The organism is Blastococcus saxobsidens DD2 (genome assembly GCF_000284015.1).
Classification (GTDB): Bacteria; Actinomycetota; Actinomycetes; order Mycobacteriales; family Geodermatophilaceae; genus Blastococcus; species Blastococcus saxobsidens_A.
On the sequence record NC_016943.1, the window covers coordinates 1,991,651 to 2,008,090 of the forward strand.

18 protein-coding genes are annotated in these 16,440 nt (G+C 72.2%); 5 read left to right on the forward strand and 13 right to left on the reverse strand.

From position 1 onward, the window contains the following. Positions 1-59 precede the first annotated feature (59 nt). Together sucB and lpdA are read right to left on the reverse strand one after the other, a co-directional pair. Positions 60-1,928 carry a 2-oxoglutarate dehydrogenase, E2 component, dihydrolipoamide succinyltransferase gene (sucB, locus tag BLASA_RS09380; RefSeq protein ID WP_014375882.1) on the reverse strand — a complete coding sequence of 623 codons (1,869 nt, stop codon included), beginning with the start codon at positions 1,926-1,928 and terminating at the stop codon, positions 60-62. 48 nt (positions 1,929-1,976) lie between these two features. Beyond that, positions 1,977-3,356: a dihydrolipoyl dehydrogenase gene (gene lpdA / locus BLASA_RS09385; RefSeq protein WP_014375883.1), complete on the reverse strand. Its 1,380-nt coding sequence runs from the start codon at positions 3,354-3,356 to the stop codon at positions 1,977-1,979. Positions 3,357-3,511: 155 nt separating this feature from the next. Between lpdA and BLASA_RS09390 the strand changes: the two genes are divergently transcribed. Then, positions 3,512-3,850, forward strand: coding sequence for a hypothetical protein (locus tag BLASA_RS09390; protein ID WP_014375884.1), 339 nt, complete (start codon positions 3,512-3,514; stop codon positions 3,848-3,850). Positions 3,851-3,937: 87 nt separating this feature from the next. On the opposite strand, the gene BLASA_RS09395 is transcribed toward BLASA_RS09390, so the two are convergent. Further along, positions 3,938-5,449 carry a leucyl aminopeptidase gene (locus tag BLASA_RS09395; protein WP_014375885.1) on the reverse strand — a complete coding sequence of 504 codons (1,512 nt, stop codon included), beginning with the start codon at positions 5,447-5,449 and terminating at the stop codon, positions 3,938-3,940. 35 nt (positions 5,450-5,484) lie between these two features. Here BLASA_RS09395 and gcvT point away from each other — a divergent pair, with 35 nt between their 5' ends. Continuing rightward, positions 5,485-6,603: a glycine cleavage system aminomethyltransferase GcvT gene (gene gcvT, locus BLASA_RS09400; protein ID WP_014375886.1), complete on the forward strand. Its 1,119-nt coding sequence runs from the start codon at positions 5,485-5,487 to the stop codon at positions 6,601-6,603. Between the two features lie 15 nt (positions 6,604-6,618). On the opposite strand, the gene BLASA_RS09405 is transcribed toward gcvT, so the two are convergent. The 4 genes from BLASA_RS09405 to BLASA_RS09420 form a co-directional block, all read right to left on the reverse strand. Beyond that, positions 6,619-7,764 (reverse strand): YihY/virulence factor BrkB family protein, encoded by a 1,146-nt coding sequence (locus BLASA_RS09405; RefSeq protein ID WP_014375887.1) that lies wholly within the window; start codon positions 7,762-7,764, stop codon positions 6,619-6,621. Positions 7,765-7,855: 91 nt separating this feature from the next. Continuing rightward, entirely contained in the window at positions 7,856-8,128 is a 273-nt protein-coding gene (locus BLASA_RS09410; protein ID WP_014375888.1) for a DUF4235 domain-containing protein, read from the reverse strand. Then, positions 8,125-8,622 (reverse strand): DUF3618 domain-containing protein, encoded by a 498-nt coding sequence (locus tag BLASA_RS23425; protein WP_014375889.1) that lies wholly within the window; start codon positions 8,620-8,622, stop codon positions 8,125-8,127. The genes BLASA_RS09410 and BLASA_RS23425 overlap by 4 nt, the downstream gene beginning before the upstream one ends. After that, on the reverse strand, positions 8,619-9,068 hold the full coding sequence (locus BLASA_RS09420; RefSeq protein ID WP_014375890.1) for a phage holin family protein: 450 nt from the start codon (positions 9,066-9,068) through the stop codon (positions 8,619-8,621). Before BLASA_RS09420 ends, BLASA_RS23425 begins: the two co-directional genes overlap by 4 nt. Before the next feature lie 128 nt (positions 9,069-9,196). Here BLASA_RS09420 and BLASA_RS09425 point away from each other — a divergent pair, with 128 nt between their 5' ends. After that, positions 9,197-9,409 carry a hypothetical protein gene (locus BLASA_RS09425; RefSeq protein WP_014375891.1) on the forward strand — a complete coding sequence of 71 codons (213 nt, stop codon included), beginning with the start codon at positions 9,197-9,199 and terminating at the stop codon, positions 9,407-9,409. Between the two features lie 35 nt (positions 9,410-9,444). Here BLASA_RS09425 and BLASA_RS09430 read toward each other — a convergent pair whose 3' ends face one another. Genes BLASA_RS09430 through BLASA_RS09440 form a run of 3 tightly spaced genes read right to left on the reverse strand, consistent with a single transcriptional unit; the run spans position 9,445 to position 11,904 of the window. Continuing rightward, positions 9,445-10,428: an aldo/keto reductase family protein gene (locus tag BLASA_RS09430; protein WP_014375892.1), complete on the reverse strand. Its 984-nt coding sequence runs from the start codon at positions 10,426-10,428 to the stop codon at positions 9,445-9,447. A gap of 11 nt (positions 10,429-10,439) precedes the next feature. Next, the gene (locus BLASA_RS09435) at positions 10,440-11,249 is read right to left on the reverse strand and encodes an MBL fold metallo-hydrolase (protein ID WP_014375893.1); all 810 of its coding nucleotides are present in this window, start codon (positions 11,247-11,249) and stop codon (positions 10,440-10,442) included. Between the two features lie 43 nt (positions 11,250-11,292). Beyond that, the gene (locus tag BLASA_RS09440; protein WP_014375894.1) at positions 11,293-11,904 is read right to left on the reverse strand and encodes a DUF3043 domain-containing protein; all 612 of its coding nucleotides are present in this window, start codon (positions 11,902-11,904) and stop codon (positions 11,293-11,295) included. 152 nt (positions 11,905-12,056) lie between these two features. Here BLASA_RS09440 and BLASA_RS09445 point away from each other — a divergent pair, with 152 nt between their 5' ends. Further along, positions 12,057-12,404 carry a HesB/IscA family protein gene (locus BLASA_RS09445; RefSeq protein WP_041775699.1) on the forward strand — a complete coding sequence of 116 codons (348 nt, stop codon included), beginning with the start codon at positions 12,057-12,059 and terminating at the stop codon, positions 12,402-12,404. 170 nt (positions 12,405-12,574) lie between these two features. Here the strand turns inward: BLASA_RS09445 and asnB are convergent, their stop codons facing one another. From asnB to BLASA_RS09460, 3 genes are read right to left on the reverse strand one after another with little or no spacing between them, the layout of a single operon-like run. After that, complete coding sequence (gene asnB, locus BLASA_RS09450) at positions 12,575-14,506, reverse strand: asparagine synthase (glutamine-hydrolyzing) (protein WP_014375896.1); 1,932 nt, start codon at positions 14,504-14,506, stop codon at positions 12,575-12,577. Positions 14,507-14,556: 50 nt separating this feature from the next. Continuing rightward, entirely contained in the window at positions 14,557-14,907 is a 351-nt protein-coding gene (locus tag BLASA_RS09455; RefSeq protein ID WP_014375897.1) for a DUF3817 domain-containing protein, read from the reverse strand. Continuing rightward, complete coding sequence (locus BLASA_RS09460; protein ID WP_014375898.1) at positions 14,897-15,265, reverse strand: metalloprotease; 369 nt, start codon at positions 15,263-15,265, stop codon at positions 14,897-14,899. Before BLASA_RS09460 ends, BLASA_RS09455 begins: the two co-directional genes overlap by 11 nt. 255 nt (positions 15,266-15,520) lie before the next feature. Between BLASA_RS09460 and coxB the strand changes: the two genes are divergently transcribed. Beyond that, a complete protein-coding gene (coxB, locus tag BLASA_RS09465; protein WP_014375899.1) occupies positions 15,521-16,423 on the forward strand; it encodes a cytochrome c oxidase subunit II in 903 nt (300 codons plus the stop codon). The last annotated feature ends 17 nt before the right edge of the window (positions 16,424-16,440 follow it).

Sequence of the window (16,440 nt, forward strand, 5' to 3'; positions counted from 1 at the left end):
CCCGTCTCGGAACGTCGCTCGGGGCCCCGGCAGATGCCGGGGCCCCGAGCGGCTGTCGATCAGGAGAGGCCGAGCTCCCCGTGGAACTGGCCGGCCTCGAGCCGTTCCCGCACCGTGGTGAGGAAGCGGGCGGCGTCGGCACCGTCGACGATCCGGTGGTCGTAGGTGAGGGCCAGGTAGATCATCGACCGGACCGCGATCACCTCGCCCAGCTCGGCGTCCTGGACGACGACCGGGCGCTTCACCACCGAGCCGGTGCCCAGGATGGCCACCTGCGGCTGGTTGATGATCGGCGTGTCGAAGAGCGCGCCGCGGCTGCCGGTGTTGGTCAGCGTGAACGTGCCCCCGCCCAGCTCGTCGGGCGTCACCTTGTTCGTGCGGGTGCGCTCGGCCAGGTCATTGATCTTGCGGGCGAGCCCACCGATGCTCAGGTCGCCGGCGCCGTGGATCACCGGGACCAGCAGGCCCCGCTCGGTGTCGACGGCCACCCCGAGGTTCTCCGCGTCGTGGTAGGTGACCGTGCCGCCCTCGAGGTCGATCGACGCATTCACCGACGGGTGCTGCTTGAGCGCCTCGACGGCGGCCTTCGCGAAGAACGGCAGGAACGACAGCTTCACGCCCTCGCGAGCCTCGAAGCCGCCCTTCGCCTGCTGCCGCAGCTGCGCGATGCGGGTGACATCGGCCTCCACGACGGTGGTCAGCTGCGCGCTCACCTGCAGCGACTCGACCATCCGCTTGGCGATGACCGTGCGGAGACGGGACAGCTTCTCCGTGCGGCCGCGGACCGACGTGTCCGGCGTGGCCGCCGGGGACGGGGTCCGGGTGCCGCCCGAGCTCGACGGTGCCGGGGCGGACTCGGCCGGGGCGGCGGACTTCTCCGCCGCCGCGAGCACGTCCTGCTTGCGGATCCGGCCACCGACGCCGGTACCCGAGACGGAGTTCAGGTCGACACCGTGCTCGGCGGCCAGACGGCGCACCAGCGGCGTGACGTACTGGCTGCCGCCGCCGTCGCCCGACGGGGCGGGGGCGGACGGTGCCTGGGGAGCCACCCGGGGCGCCGGTGCGGACGTCGGCGAGGCGGCCGGCTGGGCGCCGCTGGCGCCGTAGTCCCCACCGGGCTGCGCCGTCTCGGTCGTGGCCTGCTTGGCCTCCGGGGCGGCCTGGGGCTCCGGAGCGGCAGGAGCCTCCTCCGGGGCCTCCTGCTGCGGTGCCGGGGCGGGGGCGGAGCCGCCGCCGGCGGCACCGCTGCCGATGACGGCGAGCTGGGCGCCGACGTCGACGGTCTCGTCCTCGTTGACCGTGATCTCGAGGAGGGTGCCGCTGACCGGAGCGGGGATCTCGGTGTCCACCTTGTCGGTGGAGACCTCGAGCAGCGGCTCGTCGGCGGTCACCTCCTCGCCCACGGCCTTGAGCCAGCGGGTGACGGTGCCCTCGGTGACGCTCTCGCCGAGCGCCGGCATGGTGACCGGGGTGCCCTCACCGCCACCGCCGCCGCCACCTTCGGAGCCGCCGCCGCCCCCCTCGGAGCCGCTGTCGGCCGCTGCCGGGGCGGGCTCCTCCTGCTGCTCCGCGGGCTGCTCCGGCTCCGCGGAACCGAGGTCGGCGTCCTCCACCTGCTGGTCAGGCGTCTGCGGTGTGGTGTCGGCGTCCTCGGCGGAGGCGGGCGGGGCGGCGTCGCCACCGTCGTCGCCGTCCCCACCTATGACGGCCAGCTCCGCGCCGACCTCCACGGTCTCGTCCTCGGCCACCAGGATCTTGGTCAGCACGCCGGCGGCCGGCGACGGGATCTCGGTGTCGACCTTGTCGGTCGAGACCTCGAGGAGGGGCTCGTCGACCTCGACCTGCTCACCCTCCTGCTTGAGCCAGCGGGTGACCGTGCCCTCGGTGACGCTCTCGCCCAGGGCGGGCATGGTGACGGAGGTCGGCATCGGGGGAGGACTCCTTCGGGCGCGGTGCGGGATGGGGGAGTGGATCGATCAGCCGTGCACGTGCAGGGGCTTGCCGGCCAGGGCCAGGTGCGCCTCGCCGAGAGCTTCGCTCTGGGTCGGGTGCGGGTGGATGAGGCTGGCGACGTCGTCGGCCTCGGCCTCCCAGTTGTAGATCAGCTGGGCCTCGGCGATGAGCTCGCCGACGTGGCCACCGACCATGTGGATGCCGACGACCGGACCGTCCGGGGCCTGGATGAGCTTCACGGCGCCGGTGGTCTTGAGGATCTGGCTGCGGCCGTTGCCGGCGAGGTCGTAGGTGAGGGTCTTCACCTCGCCGTACTTCTCCTTGGCCTGGGCCTCGGTGAGCCCGACGGAGGCGACCTCGGGGTCGGAGTAGGTGATGCGCGGAACGCCCGCGTAGTCGATGGGGGCCGGCTCGAGCCCGGCCACCCGCTCGGCGACGAGGATGCCCTCGCCGAAGCCGACGTGGGCCAGCTGCAGGGTCGGGACGAGGTCGCCGACGGCGGAAATCGTCGGGATGTTCGTGCGCATGTACTCGTCGACGAGGACGTACCCGCGCTCCATCGCGACGCCGACCTCCTCGTAGCCGATGCCCGAGCTGACCGGCCCGCGGCCGACGGCGACGAGCACGAGCTCGGCCTCCAGCTCCTTGCCGTTCTCCAGAGTCACCTTCACGCCGTTCTCGGTGGTCTGCACGCCGGAGACGCGGCTGCCGAGCTCGAAGCCGATCTTGCGGCGGCGGAACGCACGCTCCAGGAGCTTCGAGGAGGACTCGTCCTCCAGCGGCACGAGGTGCGGCAGGGCCTCGACGATCGTGACGTCGACGCCGAAGGACTTCCAGGCACTGGCGAACTCGCAGCCGATGACGCCGCCACCCAGGACGATCGCGGAGCTGGGGACGCGGTCGAGCTCGAGGGCATCCTCGCTTGTGATGACCTTGGTGCCGTCCAGTTCGATGCCCGGCAGCGTGCGGGGGTACGAGCCGGTGGCCAGCAGGACGTGCTTGCCCTCGTAGCTCTGTCCGTTCACCTCGACGGTGGTCGGGGAGGTGAGCCGCCCCTCACCCTCCACGTAGGTGATCTTGCGTGCCTTCACCAGGCCCTGCAGACCCTTGTAGAGCTTGGAGACGACGCCGTTCTTGTAGTTGTTGACGCCGTCCATGTCGATGCCGGCCAGCGACGTCTTCACCCCGAACTGCTCGCCCTCGCGAGCCAGGTCGGCGACCTCGCCGGCGTGCAGCAGGGCCTTGGTGGGGATGCAGCCGCGGTGCAGGCAGGTGCCGCCGACCTTGTCCTTCTCGATGAGGACGACGTTCAGGCCCAGCTCCGAGGCGCGGAAGGCTGCGGCGTAGCCGCCCGAACCACCCCCGAGGATGACCAGGTCAGCGGGAGAGGCGGGTGCGGTCACGGGTGCTCCTCAGGTGCGTCGGGCGGCGGCCCCGCTCGAGCGGGCGGGGGCTGTGCCCCATCCTGCCACTCCGGGAACGACCTGGCGGGAACCACCGTTGCTCTCGCGGGAGTCGGGGTGAACACCGGCGCCGGCCGAGGAGGACGGAGACGGGCATGGGTCTGTTCGACCGATGGCGTGCGCGCCGGGCCGGGGGCGTCGTCGGCGGGCGGGCCACGCTGGACCGCGGGTCGCGGCGGGAGGATCTCCGGCACCTGGAGGAGTTCGTGGCCTCGCGCCGCGGCGTCGAGGGCTACGTCGAGCCTCGAACCGCCGTCACCGAGGCGACGATCGTGCTGGTCGCGGGCGACGGCGAGTGGACCCGTCGGCGGATCGGCGGCCCGGAGGTGGCCCGCCGGCTCTCCCGCGAGCTCACGATCCCCGTCTACGACGCCCAGGTCACCGGCTATCCCCAGCGCATGCGTGACTGGAACCTCCGGCAGAAGCCGGACTGACCGGGCAAATTGCTACGCCTCGGCTGCGCCGAGCACCCACCCGTTCCGGCTGACCGGAGCGCGGGATGCTTCGCATGCCGCGCCCGGTCAGTCCGCGATGAGGTCCTCGATGGTGGCGAGGAGGGTGCGTACGGGGACGCCGGTGCCGCCCTTCGGCGTGTAGCCCCAGGGCGCACCGGTGTTGTAGCTCGGCCCGGCGATGTCGATGTGCGCCCACGGCAGTCCGGACGGCACGAACTCCGCCAGGAAGTGGCCGCCGACGAGCATGCCGCCCAGCCGGTCGGCGGTGGCGTTGACGAAGTCGGCGACCGTCGAGTCCATGCCCTTGCGCAGCTCCGGCGGGAGGGGCATGGGCCACATGGCCTCACCGCTGCGCCGTGCGGCCACGATGACGGCGTCGCGCAGCTCGTCGCTGCCCATGACGCCGGCGGTGCGACCGCCCAGGGCGACCGTCTGGGCGCCGGTGAGCGTGGAGGTCTCCAGCAGGACGTCGGGGGCGTCCTCGGCCGCGCGCGCGATCGCGTCGGCGAGCACGATGCGGCCTTCGGCGTCGGTGTTGGTGATCTCCGCCTTCTTGCCGTTGCGGAACGTGACCACGTCGGCGGGGCGGTAGGCGGAGCCGCTGGGCAGGTTCTCGGCCATGGGCACGGTTGCGGTGACCTCGACCGCCAGACCGAGCTGGGCGACGAGGCACACGGTGGCGATCACGGCGGCGGCGCCGGCCATGTCGCTCTTCATGTCCTCCATCTTCGCGGAGGGCTTGATCGAGATGCCGCCGCTGTCGAAGGTGATGCCCTTGCCGACCAGGGCGATCTTCTTGCGTGCTCCGGGGCCGGTGTAGGACAGGCGCAGCAGGCGCGGCTTGCGGGTGGAGCCGCCCCCGACGGCGAGGATCCCGCCGTACCCACCGGCCGCCAGCGCGTCCTCGTCGAGGATCTCGGCGGTCAGGCCCAGCTTCTCCCCGGCGGCGGCGCCGCGAGCAGCCAGCTCGGCGGGGAAGAGGTCGTTCGGCGGGGTGTTGACGAGGTCGCGCACCAGCGCCACCGCGTCGGCGACGGCGCGCACCCGGCGCAGGGCGGCCTCGGCAGCACCGGCGCCCGGGACGACGATGGTGAACTCGCTCGGCGGCGTGAGCCGGTCGGCGGGCAGCTGCGACTTGTAGGCGGTGAACTCGTAGGCCCCGAGCAGGGCGCCTTCGCCGACGGCGTGCAGCCGCTCGGCGTCCGGCGTGCCCCCCACGGCGGCCAGGAGGCTCACCACCGACCGGCGCCCGCGCAGCGCACGGCTGGCGGCGCCGGCGGCGCGGCGCAGCGATTCGGGCAGGTAGCCGCCGGACGGCTCGGGGGCGCCGAGCCCGACGACCGCGACGACCGGGAAGGGACCCTGCCCGAACGAGGGCAGCCGCGTGACCTCGTCCTGCGCGCCCCTGGCGCCCAGGTCGGCAAGCGCCGGGAACAGCCGGCCGCCGAGCAGCCGGTCGACGGCTTCTGCCCCGGGGGTGGGCAGCGGCCCGTCGGGGCCCTTGCCCACGGCGACGACGACGGCGTCGCCGGTCAGCTTCTCGAGCGGGTGGTCGGTGGCGGAGATCGTCGGCGGCACCGCTCGATCCTAGGGGGAGCGCTAGCGTGCCTTGCGTGAGCCCGCTGACCTCCCCGCTCCAGGACCGGCACCTCGCTGCCGGGGCCAAGCTCGCCGATTTCGGTGGCTGGTCGATGCCGATCGAGTACGCCGGGGGAGGGGTGCTGGCGGAGCACGTCGCGGTCCGCCAGGGCGTGGGCCTGTTCGACGTCTCCCACCTGGGCACGGGGACGGTGCGCGGGCCGGGGGCCGCCGAGTTCGTCGACTCCTGCCTCACGAACGACCTGTCGCGCATCGGCCCGGGTCGGGCCCAGTACACGTTCTGCTGCGTGCCCGACGGCGAGGAGCAGGCCGGGGGCGTGGTCGACGACCTGATCGCCTACCTGCACGGTTCCGACGACGTCCTGCTGGTGCCCAACGCCGCCAACTCGGCCGAGGTGCTGGGCCGGCTGGCCGACGCCGCCCCCACGGGGGTGGTGGTGGAGGACCGGCACGCGGAGGTCGCCGTCCTCGCCGTGCAGGGGCCTCGGTCGCTCCAGGTGCTGGAACTGCTGGGCCTGCCCGGAGAGATCGGCTACATGTCCTTCGTCCGGGGCTCCGGGCGTGGCGGAGCGGAGGTGACCGTCTGCCGCACCGGCTACACCGGCGAGCACGGCTACGAGTTGCTGGTGGCCGCGGACCGCGCCGAGCAGCTGTGGGACGCCCTGCTCGAGGCGGGGCAGGACCTCGGCATCCGGCTGTGCGGGCTCGGGGCGCGGGACACCCTGCGCACCGAGATGGGGTACCCGCTGCACGGCCACGAGCTGTCCCGCGACATCAGCCCCGTGCAGGCGCGGGCCGGCTGGGCGGTCGGCTGGCGGAAGCCGGCGTTCTGGGGGAGCGAGGCGCTGCGGGCGGAGCGGGAAGCCGGCCCGGCCCGCCTGTTGTGGGGCCTGCGCGCGACCGGCCGCGGCATCCCCCGCCCGGGCATGGCCGTCCTGGACGAGGCCGGCCGCCGGATCGGCGAGACCACCAGCGGGACGTTCTCCCCGACGCTGAGGACCGGCATCGGGCTGGCCCTGCTCGACGCGGCGGCCGCGGTGGGAGAGGGCACCGAGCTCGTCGTCGACGTGCGCGGGCGTCCGCAGACCGTGGAGGTCGTGACGCCGCCGTTCGTGCCGTCGCACGTGCGTTGAGCCGGCAGCCTCCGATCAGGGGGCGTTCTTGCGGGTCGGGTCGCCGTCGCCCTTCTCGGGTTCGGCCTTGGCGGGGAGCGTGTCGGCCTTCACCGCGTTCCGGCGTCCCATGGGCTGCGGCTCGCCCTCGGTCGTGTCGTGGGCGGTCTGGTGCTCGACCTCGGAGTTGATCTCCGCTCCCAGGAGGACGAGGTAGCAGGTGAGGTACAGCCACAGCATCAAGACGATGACGCCGGCGATCGCGCCGTAGGTGGCGTCGTAGGAGCCGAAGTTGTTGACGTAGAAGGTGAAGCCCAGGCTGACCAGCGCCCAGACGACGGTGACGACGATCGAGCCGAGGCTGACCCAGCTGAGCCGGGGGGCGTCCCGGTCGGGGGCGGCCCGGTACAGGACGGCCAGTGAGCCGGCGACGACGAGCAGCAGCGCCACCCACCGGGCGATCTGGGCGAGCACGGTGCCGACCGCGCCCAGCGGCAGTGCGTCGATCACCACGGGCAGGACGGCGACGAGACCGATGGTGAGGATGACGAAGACGATGGCCCCGAGGGTGAGTGCGAGCGAGAGCGCCCGGAGCTTGACGAAGTTGCGGGTCTCCACCTCGTCGTAGGCGATGTTGACCGCCTTGACCAGGTTGCTCACCCCGCCCGAGGAGCTCCACAGAGCGGCCAGGATCGAGACGATCAGGCTCAGGGTGAGCGCGCCGCCGGCGTTCTCGGTGATCGCGGTGACCTGGTCCTCGATCAGGGTCTGTGCGCTCTCGGGCAGGCCGGCGGTGAAGGACTCCACCTGGGCGGCGGCCTGCTCGGCCGAGGCGACGAGCCCGTAGATCGAGATCAGCGCGAGCAGCGACGGGAAGATGGCGAGGAAACCGAAGAAGGCGACGCCGCCGGCGATGATCGGCATGTTGTCGGCGTTGTTCTCCGCCCACGCACGCTTGAGCGCCTGCTTCCAGCCGCGCCACGGGATGTCCGTGGGCTTCTGCGCGTGGATGCCGGGCAGCTCGTGCGGGGCGGGAGCGTCGGCGGGGAGCCGGTGGGGATCCCCGGCAGGGTCCTCACCGCCGGCCGCGGCCTGCGCCGCGGCGGCGCGCCGCGCGGCCTTCTCCTCGACCCGCCGGCGGATCCGGTCGGCTGAGCTCTCACGCGGCCGGGTGCCGGTCATGGACGTGTACCCCCTGGGTGCTGGGCCGTCGTCCGGCCGCGGGATCGGATAGGGGTGCGGTGCCCGGGACGTGCCCGGGCACCGCGGGCGGTCAGTCGCCCGGCCACGTCCCGGTGAGCTTGGTGAAGCCGCGTGCGCCGGCGCGGTCGATGGCGGCCTTGGTGGCGGCGAACAGCGCGCCCTGGATGGCGGCGGCGATGACCACCTCACGCATCGGGTACTCGCTCTGGAGCGCGCCGGGGGCGTCGTCCTCCTTCGCGAGGATCCGCCACACCTGCTTGAACACCGCGCCGGAGACCAGACCGGCCGCGATGCCGCCCAGCAGGCCGATCGGCCGGTAGACGAGCTTGGCTTTCTTGCTCACCGCTTGCTCCTTCTGAGGATGGTCCGACGGCGAGCGCGCTTGGCCGCCTTCTTGATCTGCCGGGCGTCACGGCGTCGCTGCTTCGCCAACCGCTGTGCCGCGGCGCGCCGCTCCTGCGCCCGTTCCTCGGCCGCCGCCCGCCGGGCGGCGGCGCGGACCTCGGCCGCCATCGCGGCGGTCGCCGCCCTCCTGGCTCTGCGCCGGCGCCGCGCGCGCCAGGTCAGCAGACCGAGCACGGCGGCGACCAGACCGGCGGCCCCGCCGGCCACCGCCGGCGGGCTCTCCCGGTAGGTCTCCACGGCGGTGTCGCGGGCGCGGAAGGCGCTCTCCTTCGCGCGCGCCGGGACGTCCAGCCGGTCGCTGAGCTCGTCCACCGTCCGTCCCAGCTGTTCCCGGGTCGCTTCGATGTCGGCCCGGATCGCGTCCGGGTCGGACGGCCCGCCCGCTTTCCCGTCGGGCCCGCCCTCGGGGCGGGAACTGCTCGGCGTGCTCACCGGCGTGCACTCTCCTTCACGGTCGAGATGTCGGTCTTCACGCTGGAGATGGCCTCGGTGGGGATCGGCGGGGAGCCCTTCTGGACGTCCTTTTTGCCGACCAGCGCGAGCACCCCGGCGACGGCGAACAGGACGACCGCGACGATCAGGGCGGCCAGCCAGGCAGGCAGCACCAGGGCCAGGGCGAGGATCGCCGTGGTGATCAGCACGGCGAGGCCGAAGAAGGCGAACAGTCCCGCGCCGCCGAACAGGCCGGCACCGATGCCGAGCTTCTTGGCCTTCTGGGTCATCTCGGCCTGGGCGAGGCGGGCCTCGTCACGGACCAGGCGGCTGATCTGCTCGGTGAGCTGGCCGATCAACTGCCCGGTCGACGCGTTCTCGGATGCGGGTGGGTGGTCGGTGGCCCGGGTGGCGCCCGTGGTGGGCTGGGGCGTGGGTGCGGTCATCGGTCCTCCGGTCGGCGGTCGATGCAGGTCCATGCCCCTCCGGGGCCCCGGGTAATCCGCCGGTCCGTCACACCGGCGTCCGGACGGTCCGGGATGCCGACGGCGGGCACATCGCTAGCCTCGACCGCATGAGCTGGCATTGGCGCTTGGAAGACCCGGCCGGAGCGGCCCTGGACCCGGCCGCGGTCGGGGTCGAGGTCCCGGAGGCGGACAACCAGGGCGACGCCGAGTCGTGGCTGGGCGAGAACTGGCGCGAGCTGCTGGACCGCGGGGTCGCCCAGGTCACGTTGCTCGAGGACGAGCGCAAGGCCTACGGCCCGATGGGCCTGTCGGCGACGTAACCCTCAGCTCGAGGTCGAGCTTCGTGGGCCTCGCGTCAGCCGCGCGCGGTCTTGCTCGGATCGCGCTGCACGACGTCCCCGAGGACGTCGTCGATCCGGGTCAGGACGTCGGCGTCGAGGGTGACCCCGGCCGCCGCGACGTTGTCCTGCACCTGCTCCGGCCGGGTCGCGCCGATGATCGCGGCGGCCACGTTGCGGTTCTGCAGCACCCACGCCAGCGCGAGCTGGGCCATCGACAGGCCGAGGTCCTCGGCGATCGGGCGCAGCTGCTGGACGCGACCGAGGAGGTCGTCGCTCATGAACCGCTGCATCGACTGCCCGGCCTCGGGGTGCCCGCCCCGGCTGTCGGCGGGCGGCTGCTCGCCCGGGCGGTACTTTCCCGTGAGGATCCCCTGGGCCAGCGGCGACCAGACGATCTGGGACAGCCCCTCCTGCTCCGACGTCGGGACGACCTCCGCCTCGATCACCCGCCAGAGCATCGAGTACTGCGGCTGGTTGCTGATGAAGGGGATGCCGAGCTCGCGGGCGAGCGCCGCCCCGGCGGCGATCTGCTCGGCATTCCACTCGGAGACCCCGATGTAGAGGGCCTTGCCCGACCGCACCAGGTCGGCGAAGGCCGTCATCGTCTCCTCCAGCGGCACCGACGGGTCGTAGCGGTGTGCCTGGTACAGGTCGACGTAATCGGTCTGCAGCCGGCGCAGCGAGGCGTGGCAGCTCTCGATGACGTGCTTGCGGCCGAGGCCGCGGTCGTTCCGGCCCGGCCCGGTGGGCCAGTAGACCTTCGTGAACAGCTCGATCGACTCCCGCCGCTGCCCGGCCAGCGCGGCCCCCAGCACCGTCTCGGCGCGGGTGCCGGCATAGACGTCGGCGGTGTCGAAGGTGGTGATCCCGGCGTCCAGGGCGGCCCGGACGCAGGCGTGCGCCGCGTCCTCCTCCACCTGCCCGCCGTGGGTGAGCCAGTTGCCGTACGCGATCTCGGAGATGGTCAGGCCGGAACGGCCGAGGCGTCTGAATTCCACGGATCGCGACGTTAGGCGCCGCGCGGGACGACCGCCCGGTCGGACCCGGCGACCAGCACCGACCCGTCCTCGACCAGCCGGGCACCGTGGCTGCTCAGGCGCTCGGCCAGCAACGGGGCCGGCGGGTTGTGGTGGCTCAGGTGCACCGCCACGACGTCGGTGCCGGCGGTGACCGCACCGACGGCACGGAGCCGGTCGAGCTGCGCGGGGAAGGTGCTCAGGTCCAGGTGCCCGGTGTCGTGGCCGACGTGGTCGCCGAACGTCTGCTCCAACAGCACCACGTCGTACGCGGCCCCCCGTGCCGCCTCCACGGTCGCGGCGGGCAACGGCCCGGTGTCGGTGGCGTACAGCAACCGGGCGCCGTCGGGCCCCGTGACGTCGTAGAGCACGGTGGGGACCTCGTGGTCGCCGGCGAGGGCGCGGACGTCGTAGCCGGCCCGGTGCACCACCGCGCCGGCGGTCACGGGCACCAGCTCCACCGGGTCCTCCGGGCCGAGCCAGGGCCGGACCGCCTCGAGCACGGGGGCGGGGCCGACCACGGTGAGTGGCTCGCTGCGGCGCACCCACTGGCGTGCCAGCAGCAGCAGGGGCGCGCAGTGGTCGGGGTGGTCGTGGGTGACCAGCACGGTGTGCACGCCGGCCAGGCAGACGTCGACCGGTGGTGGCGCCGGTGCCAGGTCGAGCAGTACGGCCTCGTCCAGCAGGGCCGACGTCGGCCGGCGGAGCTCGCCGCGCCGGCGGGCGTCGGTGCACGACGCGCAGGTGCACCAGGGGTTGGGCCAGCCGTCGGCAGCGCCGGTGCCCAGGACGGTGACGCGCATCAGTCGTGCGACGCCGTCGCCCAGCGAGGCCGCCCGAGCCTGCTCAGACCTCTGCGCCGAGCGGGACCTCGGGCTTGGGGAAGCGCCACCGGCGGATCATGGTGGACCGGCTGATGCCGTACCAGACCAGGCCCTTCATCTTGTGGTCCTGGTCGGGGAACCGGTCGGCGACCGTGCGCTTGATCTTCCGGCCGAGCACGAACGAGTCGATGATCAGCACCATGAAGAAGGCGACGGCGACGAAGCTCGTGTAGCTCTTCACCGCCATGCTCGGCACCAGGGTGCCGACGAGCATCACCGCCGCGAGCGCGAGGAAGAAGCTGCCCACGTTGCGGCGGCTGTCGACGATGTCGCGGACGAGCTTGCGGACCGGCCCACGGTCGCGGGCGGGCAGGTAGCCGTCGTCACCGCGGGCCATGCCCTGCCGTGTCTCCGTGCGGCGGGTGGCCTGCTGCGCGCGCATCCGCTTGTAGGCCTCCTTGCGCGTGGTGGGCGGCGGCGGGGGCGGGCCGGGCCGCTTGCCCTGGGCCACGTGGCGCTTCGGCGTCGGACGCCCCTTGCCGCCGGCCTTGACCAGCTGGTCGGTCAGCTCGCCGGTGTTCCCGGCATCGGACGTCTCGGTGTGGTCCCGGCGGCCGGGCAGGCGGAGCTTCACGGCCCGGAAGTCTACGTGTGTGAGCAATGCAGCCCCGGCGGACGAGCCCCGAGACGTACAGTGGGTGCGCACGGGAAGCGGAGCCGTTCCGGCGGCGTTCGTTCGCGACAGGACGCGCCTACGCGGACACCCCGGAGGGAGAGGACAGGAATATGACGGTGCAGGACACCACGGCCACCGGCGTCGTGCTCAGCGACCCCGCGGCCGCCAAGGTCAAGGCGTTGCTGGACCAGGAGGGCCGCGACGACCTGCGGCTGCGCATCGCCGTCCAGCCCGGTGGATGCTCCGGCCTGCGGTACCAGCTCTTCTTCGACGAGCGGTTCCTCGACGGTGACCAGACCTACGACTTCGGCGGCGTCGAGGTCATCGTCGACCGGATGAGCAGCCCGTACCTGGGCGGTGCGGTCATCGACTTCGTCGACAGCATCGAGAAGCAGGGCTTCACGATCGACAACCCGAACGCGCAGGGCTCCTGCGCGTGCGGCGACTCGTTCAACTAGGACACCGCGATCCTCCGGATCGCACCGCGGCCAATTGCCGTCCCCGGACGCGTTGAGCCGCTTCGTCGTCCCTTCGCAGGAGACCCTCCGGGTCCCCACTAGGGACGACACGACGGCCCGGCTCCCGTACGAGGGAGCCGGGCCGTTGTGGTTGCTCGGAGACCCTCGCCCTACAACCGGACGGGGTAGACGGTCTCCGGGATGACCGGCTTGATCCGCTCCTCGACGAAGACCCCGTGCCACACCATGAAGACCAGGAGAGTCCACAGCTTGCGGGAGTAGTCGACAGGTGAGCCGGCGCGCTGGTTCTGCCGGTGCGCCGCCAGCATGGCCAGGACCTGCCGCTTGTCCAGCCACTCGTCGGTCTGGCTCTCCTCGACGACCTGCCGCGCCCAGTCGTGCAGGTCCTCGGCCAGCCAGTGCCGGGTGGGTACGGGGAACCCGAGCTTGCGGCGGTTCAGGACGTGCGGCGGCACGATCTGCTCCAGTGCCCGACGCAGCGCGTACTTCGTCGTCTCCTTGGTCACCCGCTGGTCGACCGGGATGGTCGAGGCCACCCGGAAGACCTCCGGGTCGAGGAACGGCACCCGCAGCTCCAGCGAGTTGGCCATGGTCATCTTGTCGGCCTTGACGAGGATGTCACCGCGCAGCCAGGTGAACAGGTCCACGTACTGCATGGCGGTGACGTCGTCGTAGCCGGCCGCACGGGTCCGCTCGTACAGCGCGCGGGTGACGGCGACGTGCGAGAGGTCGGGGTCCCGCCTCTCGAGGAACGTCAGCTCCTCGTCCCGGAAGATCCGCGCGTTGCCGTAGTAGCGCTGTTCGAGCGGGATGGCGCCGCGGCGGAGCAGGTCCTTGCCGCGCATGCCGTCGGGCAGCTTCGTCGACAAGGTGCCCAGCGCGCGGCGGAGGCCCCCGGGGAGCTTGTCGAAGGCGGCCAGCGACAGGGGCTCGCGGTAGATGTTGTAGCCGCCGAAGAGCTCGTCGGCGCCCTCACCGGAGAGCACCACCTTGACGTGCTTGCGGGCCTCGCGGGCCACGAAGTACAGCGGCACGAGCGCCGGGTCGGCCACCGGATCGTCCAGGTACCAGACCACGAGCGGGATGGAGTCGGCGAACTCCTCCGGCGTCACCACCTTGGTGATGTGCTCGACGCCGATGGCCGCCGCGGACTCGGCGGCGACGTCGATCTCGGAGAAGCCCTCCCGCCCGAAGCCGACCGTGAAGGTCATGAGGTCGGGGTTGTACCGCTTGGCCAGGGCCGCGATCGCCGTGGAGTCGATGCCGCCGGAGAGGAAGGACCCGACGGTGACGTCGGCGCGCATGTGCATCCGGACCGAGTCGTCCAGGACGTCGGCGATCCGGTCGTAGAGGGCCTGCTGCTCGTCCGTGGCGACCGGACGGACCGGGAAGGTCGGGTGGAAGTAGCGCTCGGTCCGTAGTTCGCCGTCGACGACGGTGAAGCTGGTACCGCTCTCGATCCGGCGGATGCCGCGGTGCAGCGTCGCGGGCTCCGGTACGTACTGGAGCGTCAGGTAGTGCTGCAGCGAGGCGCCGTCCACGCCGCCGGCGGCGGTGCTGCCGCCGAGCATCTCCAGCAGGGCCTTCTTCTCGGAGCTGAACACGAGCGCGCCGTCGGCCAGTCGTGCGGTGAACAGCGGCTTGATGCCGAACGGGTCGCGGGCCCCGAAGACCTTGTTCTCCTGGGTGTCCCAGATCAGGAAGGCGAACATGCCGCGCAGCCGGTGGACGACGTCCTCGCCCCACTGGTGGTACCCGGCGACGATCGCCTCGGTGTCCCCCTCGGTGGCGAAGGTGGCCCCGGCGGCCGTCAGCTCCTCGCGGAGCTCCAGGTAGTTGTAGATCTCACCGTTGAAGACGATCCGGTAACGGCCGTCGGCGTAGGGCATCGGCTGGTGGCTGTGCTCGATGTCGATGAACGACAGCCGGTTGAAGCCGAACACCGCGCGCTCGTCCCACCAGGCCTCGTTCTCGTCGGGGCCGCGGTGGCGCAGGCAGTGCTGCGCTCCGCGGACGGCGGCGACGGTGGTGTCGGTGACGCGCTCGGCGTCGGTGGAGAAGTAGGCGAGCAGGCCACACATGAGGCGCGGGACTCCGTGGTCGAGGGGGCGGCGGCCGGGGGCCGCGGGGGTCAGACGCGCTCGCCGGCGCGCATCTTGCGGGTGACGTTGCGCTCGGCGACGAACGACAGGAACGGGATCGTCCCCAGGACGAGGCTCACGATCGTGCCCTTGAGGCTCCACTTCGCCCGCAGCGCGAGATCCACGGCGGACAGGAAGAACAGTGCGTAGAGCCAGCCGTGCGCGGTGCCGAGCACGGTCGAGGGCTCCGAGATGCCGGCGAGGTGGTTCAGCGGCACCGCGACGCAGATCAGCAGGATCAGCAGGACGCCCACGACGTTGGCCATGACCCGGTACCGCTGGAGAGCGGCCCCGATGGCCTGCTCGGAGTCGCGGGCCGGCGCGGTGCGGTCAGCGGCCACTACCGGCGCTCCGCTGTCCCAGGGCCTTCTCGTTGAGCTCGGCCAGGTAGGCGTTGTAGGCGGCCAGCTCCGGGTCGCCGGTCGTGTCGATCCGCGGTCGCTGGTACAGCACCACGGCGTGTCCCGGCCGGTCCTCGTCCGGGTCGCGGTGCAGCTCGACCCGCACCATGCGCACGTAGAACCAGAGGCCCATGAAGCCGTAGAGCGGCCACTGCAGGGCGTAGCTCCAGTTGACCGCGCCGCCCCCTGCCTCGGCCTTGGACAGCTGCCAGTAGCCGAGGAAGAACGTGGCGACGAACAGGGCGACCACGAGCAGGTGCAGGAGCACCCATCTCGGGGTCAGGAGCCGGGTGAACACGCCCTCGACTCTAACCGCCGTCCCCGAGGCTCCGGCGTCTGCGACCGGCCGGAGCTCCGCGGCGACCGGTGCCCGCCGCTCGCCGAACCCCGGTGCCCGACCCGCCCGGCCGTCTCCGGTGGTCGGCCCCTGGGGCGGGTCGGCTAGTCTCGCCCCACACTGTGATCGGCGGGGATTCACTCTGCCGAGCACTGGTGGAGGACCCGCTGGAAGGACCGCCCGGGTGTCGGGCGGAGGACGAGGAGGCAGCGAGCAGTGGCTCGAGGCAGCAGGCTCGCGCGGCTGGCCGCGCTCGGTCTCCTGGGGGTCCTGACCCTCACCGGATGCGACATCACCGACCGTGAGTTCTGGGTCGAGAACTTCGTCCGGTTCGGCTGGCCGGAGGGCATCACCGACGAGGCCGAGTCCATGCGCACGCTGTGGATCTGGTCGTCCTACGCGGCCCTGCTCATCGGCGGTGTGGTGTGGGCGCTCATCGCCTACACGGTCATCGCCCACCGCAAGAAGAGCGACGAGCTGCCGCGCCAGACGGCGTACAACCTGCCGCTGGAGATCGTGTACACGATCATCCCGTTCGCCATCATCGCCGGCCTCTTCTTCTTCACCGTGGTGACGCAGAACGAGGTGCTGGACCGCGACGAGGAGCCCGACACCACGATCGCGGTCAACGCGTTCAAGTGGAACTGGCAGTTCGTCTACCCGGAGACTGCCGGGCCCGACGGCGAGCCTGTCGACACCGTGGGCACCAGCACGGAGATCCCGATCCTCGTGGTGCCCACCGATCAGACGGTGCAGTTCGAACTGGCCTCGGCCGACGTCATCCACTCCTTCTGGGTGCCGGACTTCCTGTTCAAGCTGGACGTCATCCCCGGCAACGAGAACGGCCGGGACAACGTCTTCCAGGTGACCGTCCGCGAGGAGGGCGCCTATGTCGGCCGGTGCGCCGAGCTCTGCGGCACCTACCACGCCTACATGAACTTCGAGGTCCGTGCGGTGCCGGGCGACGTCTACGACGCCTACCTGGAGGCCCGGGAAGAGGGTCTGAGCACCTACGAGGCCCTGGAGGAGATCGGCGAGGAGGGCGTGGCGAGCACCACGACGCCCCTGGACCTGATCCAGACGAAGGTCGTCGAGCAGTTGCAGCCCGCCGGTGACTGAGGCCCTCACCCCCGTTT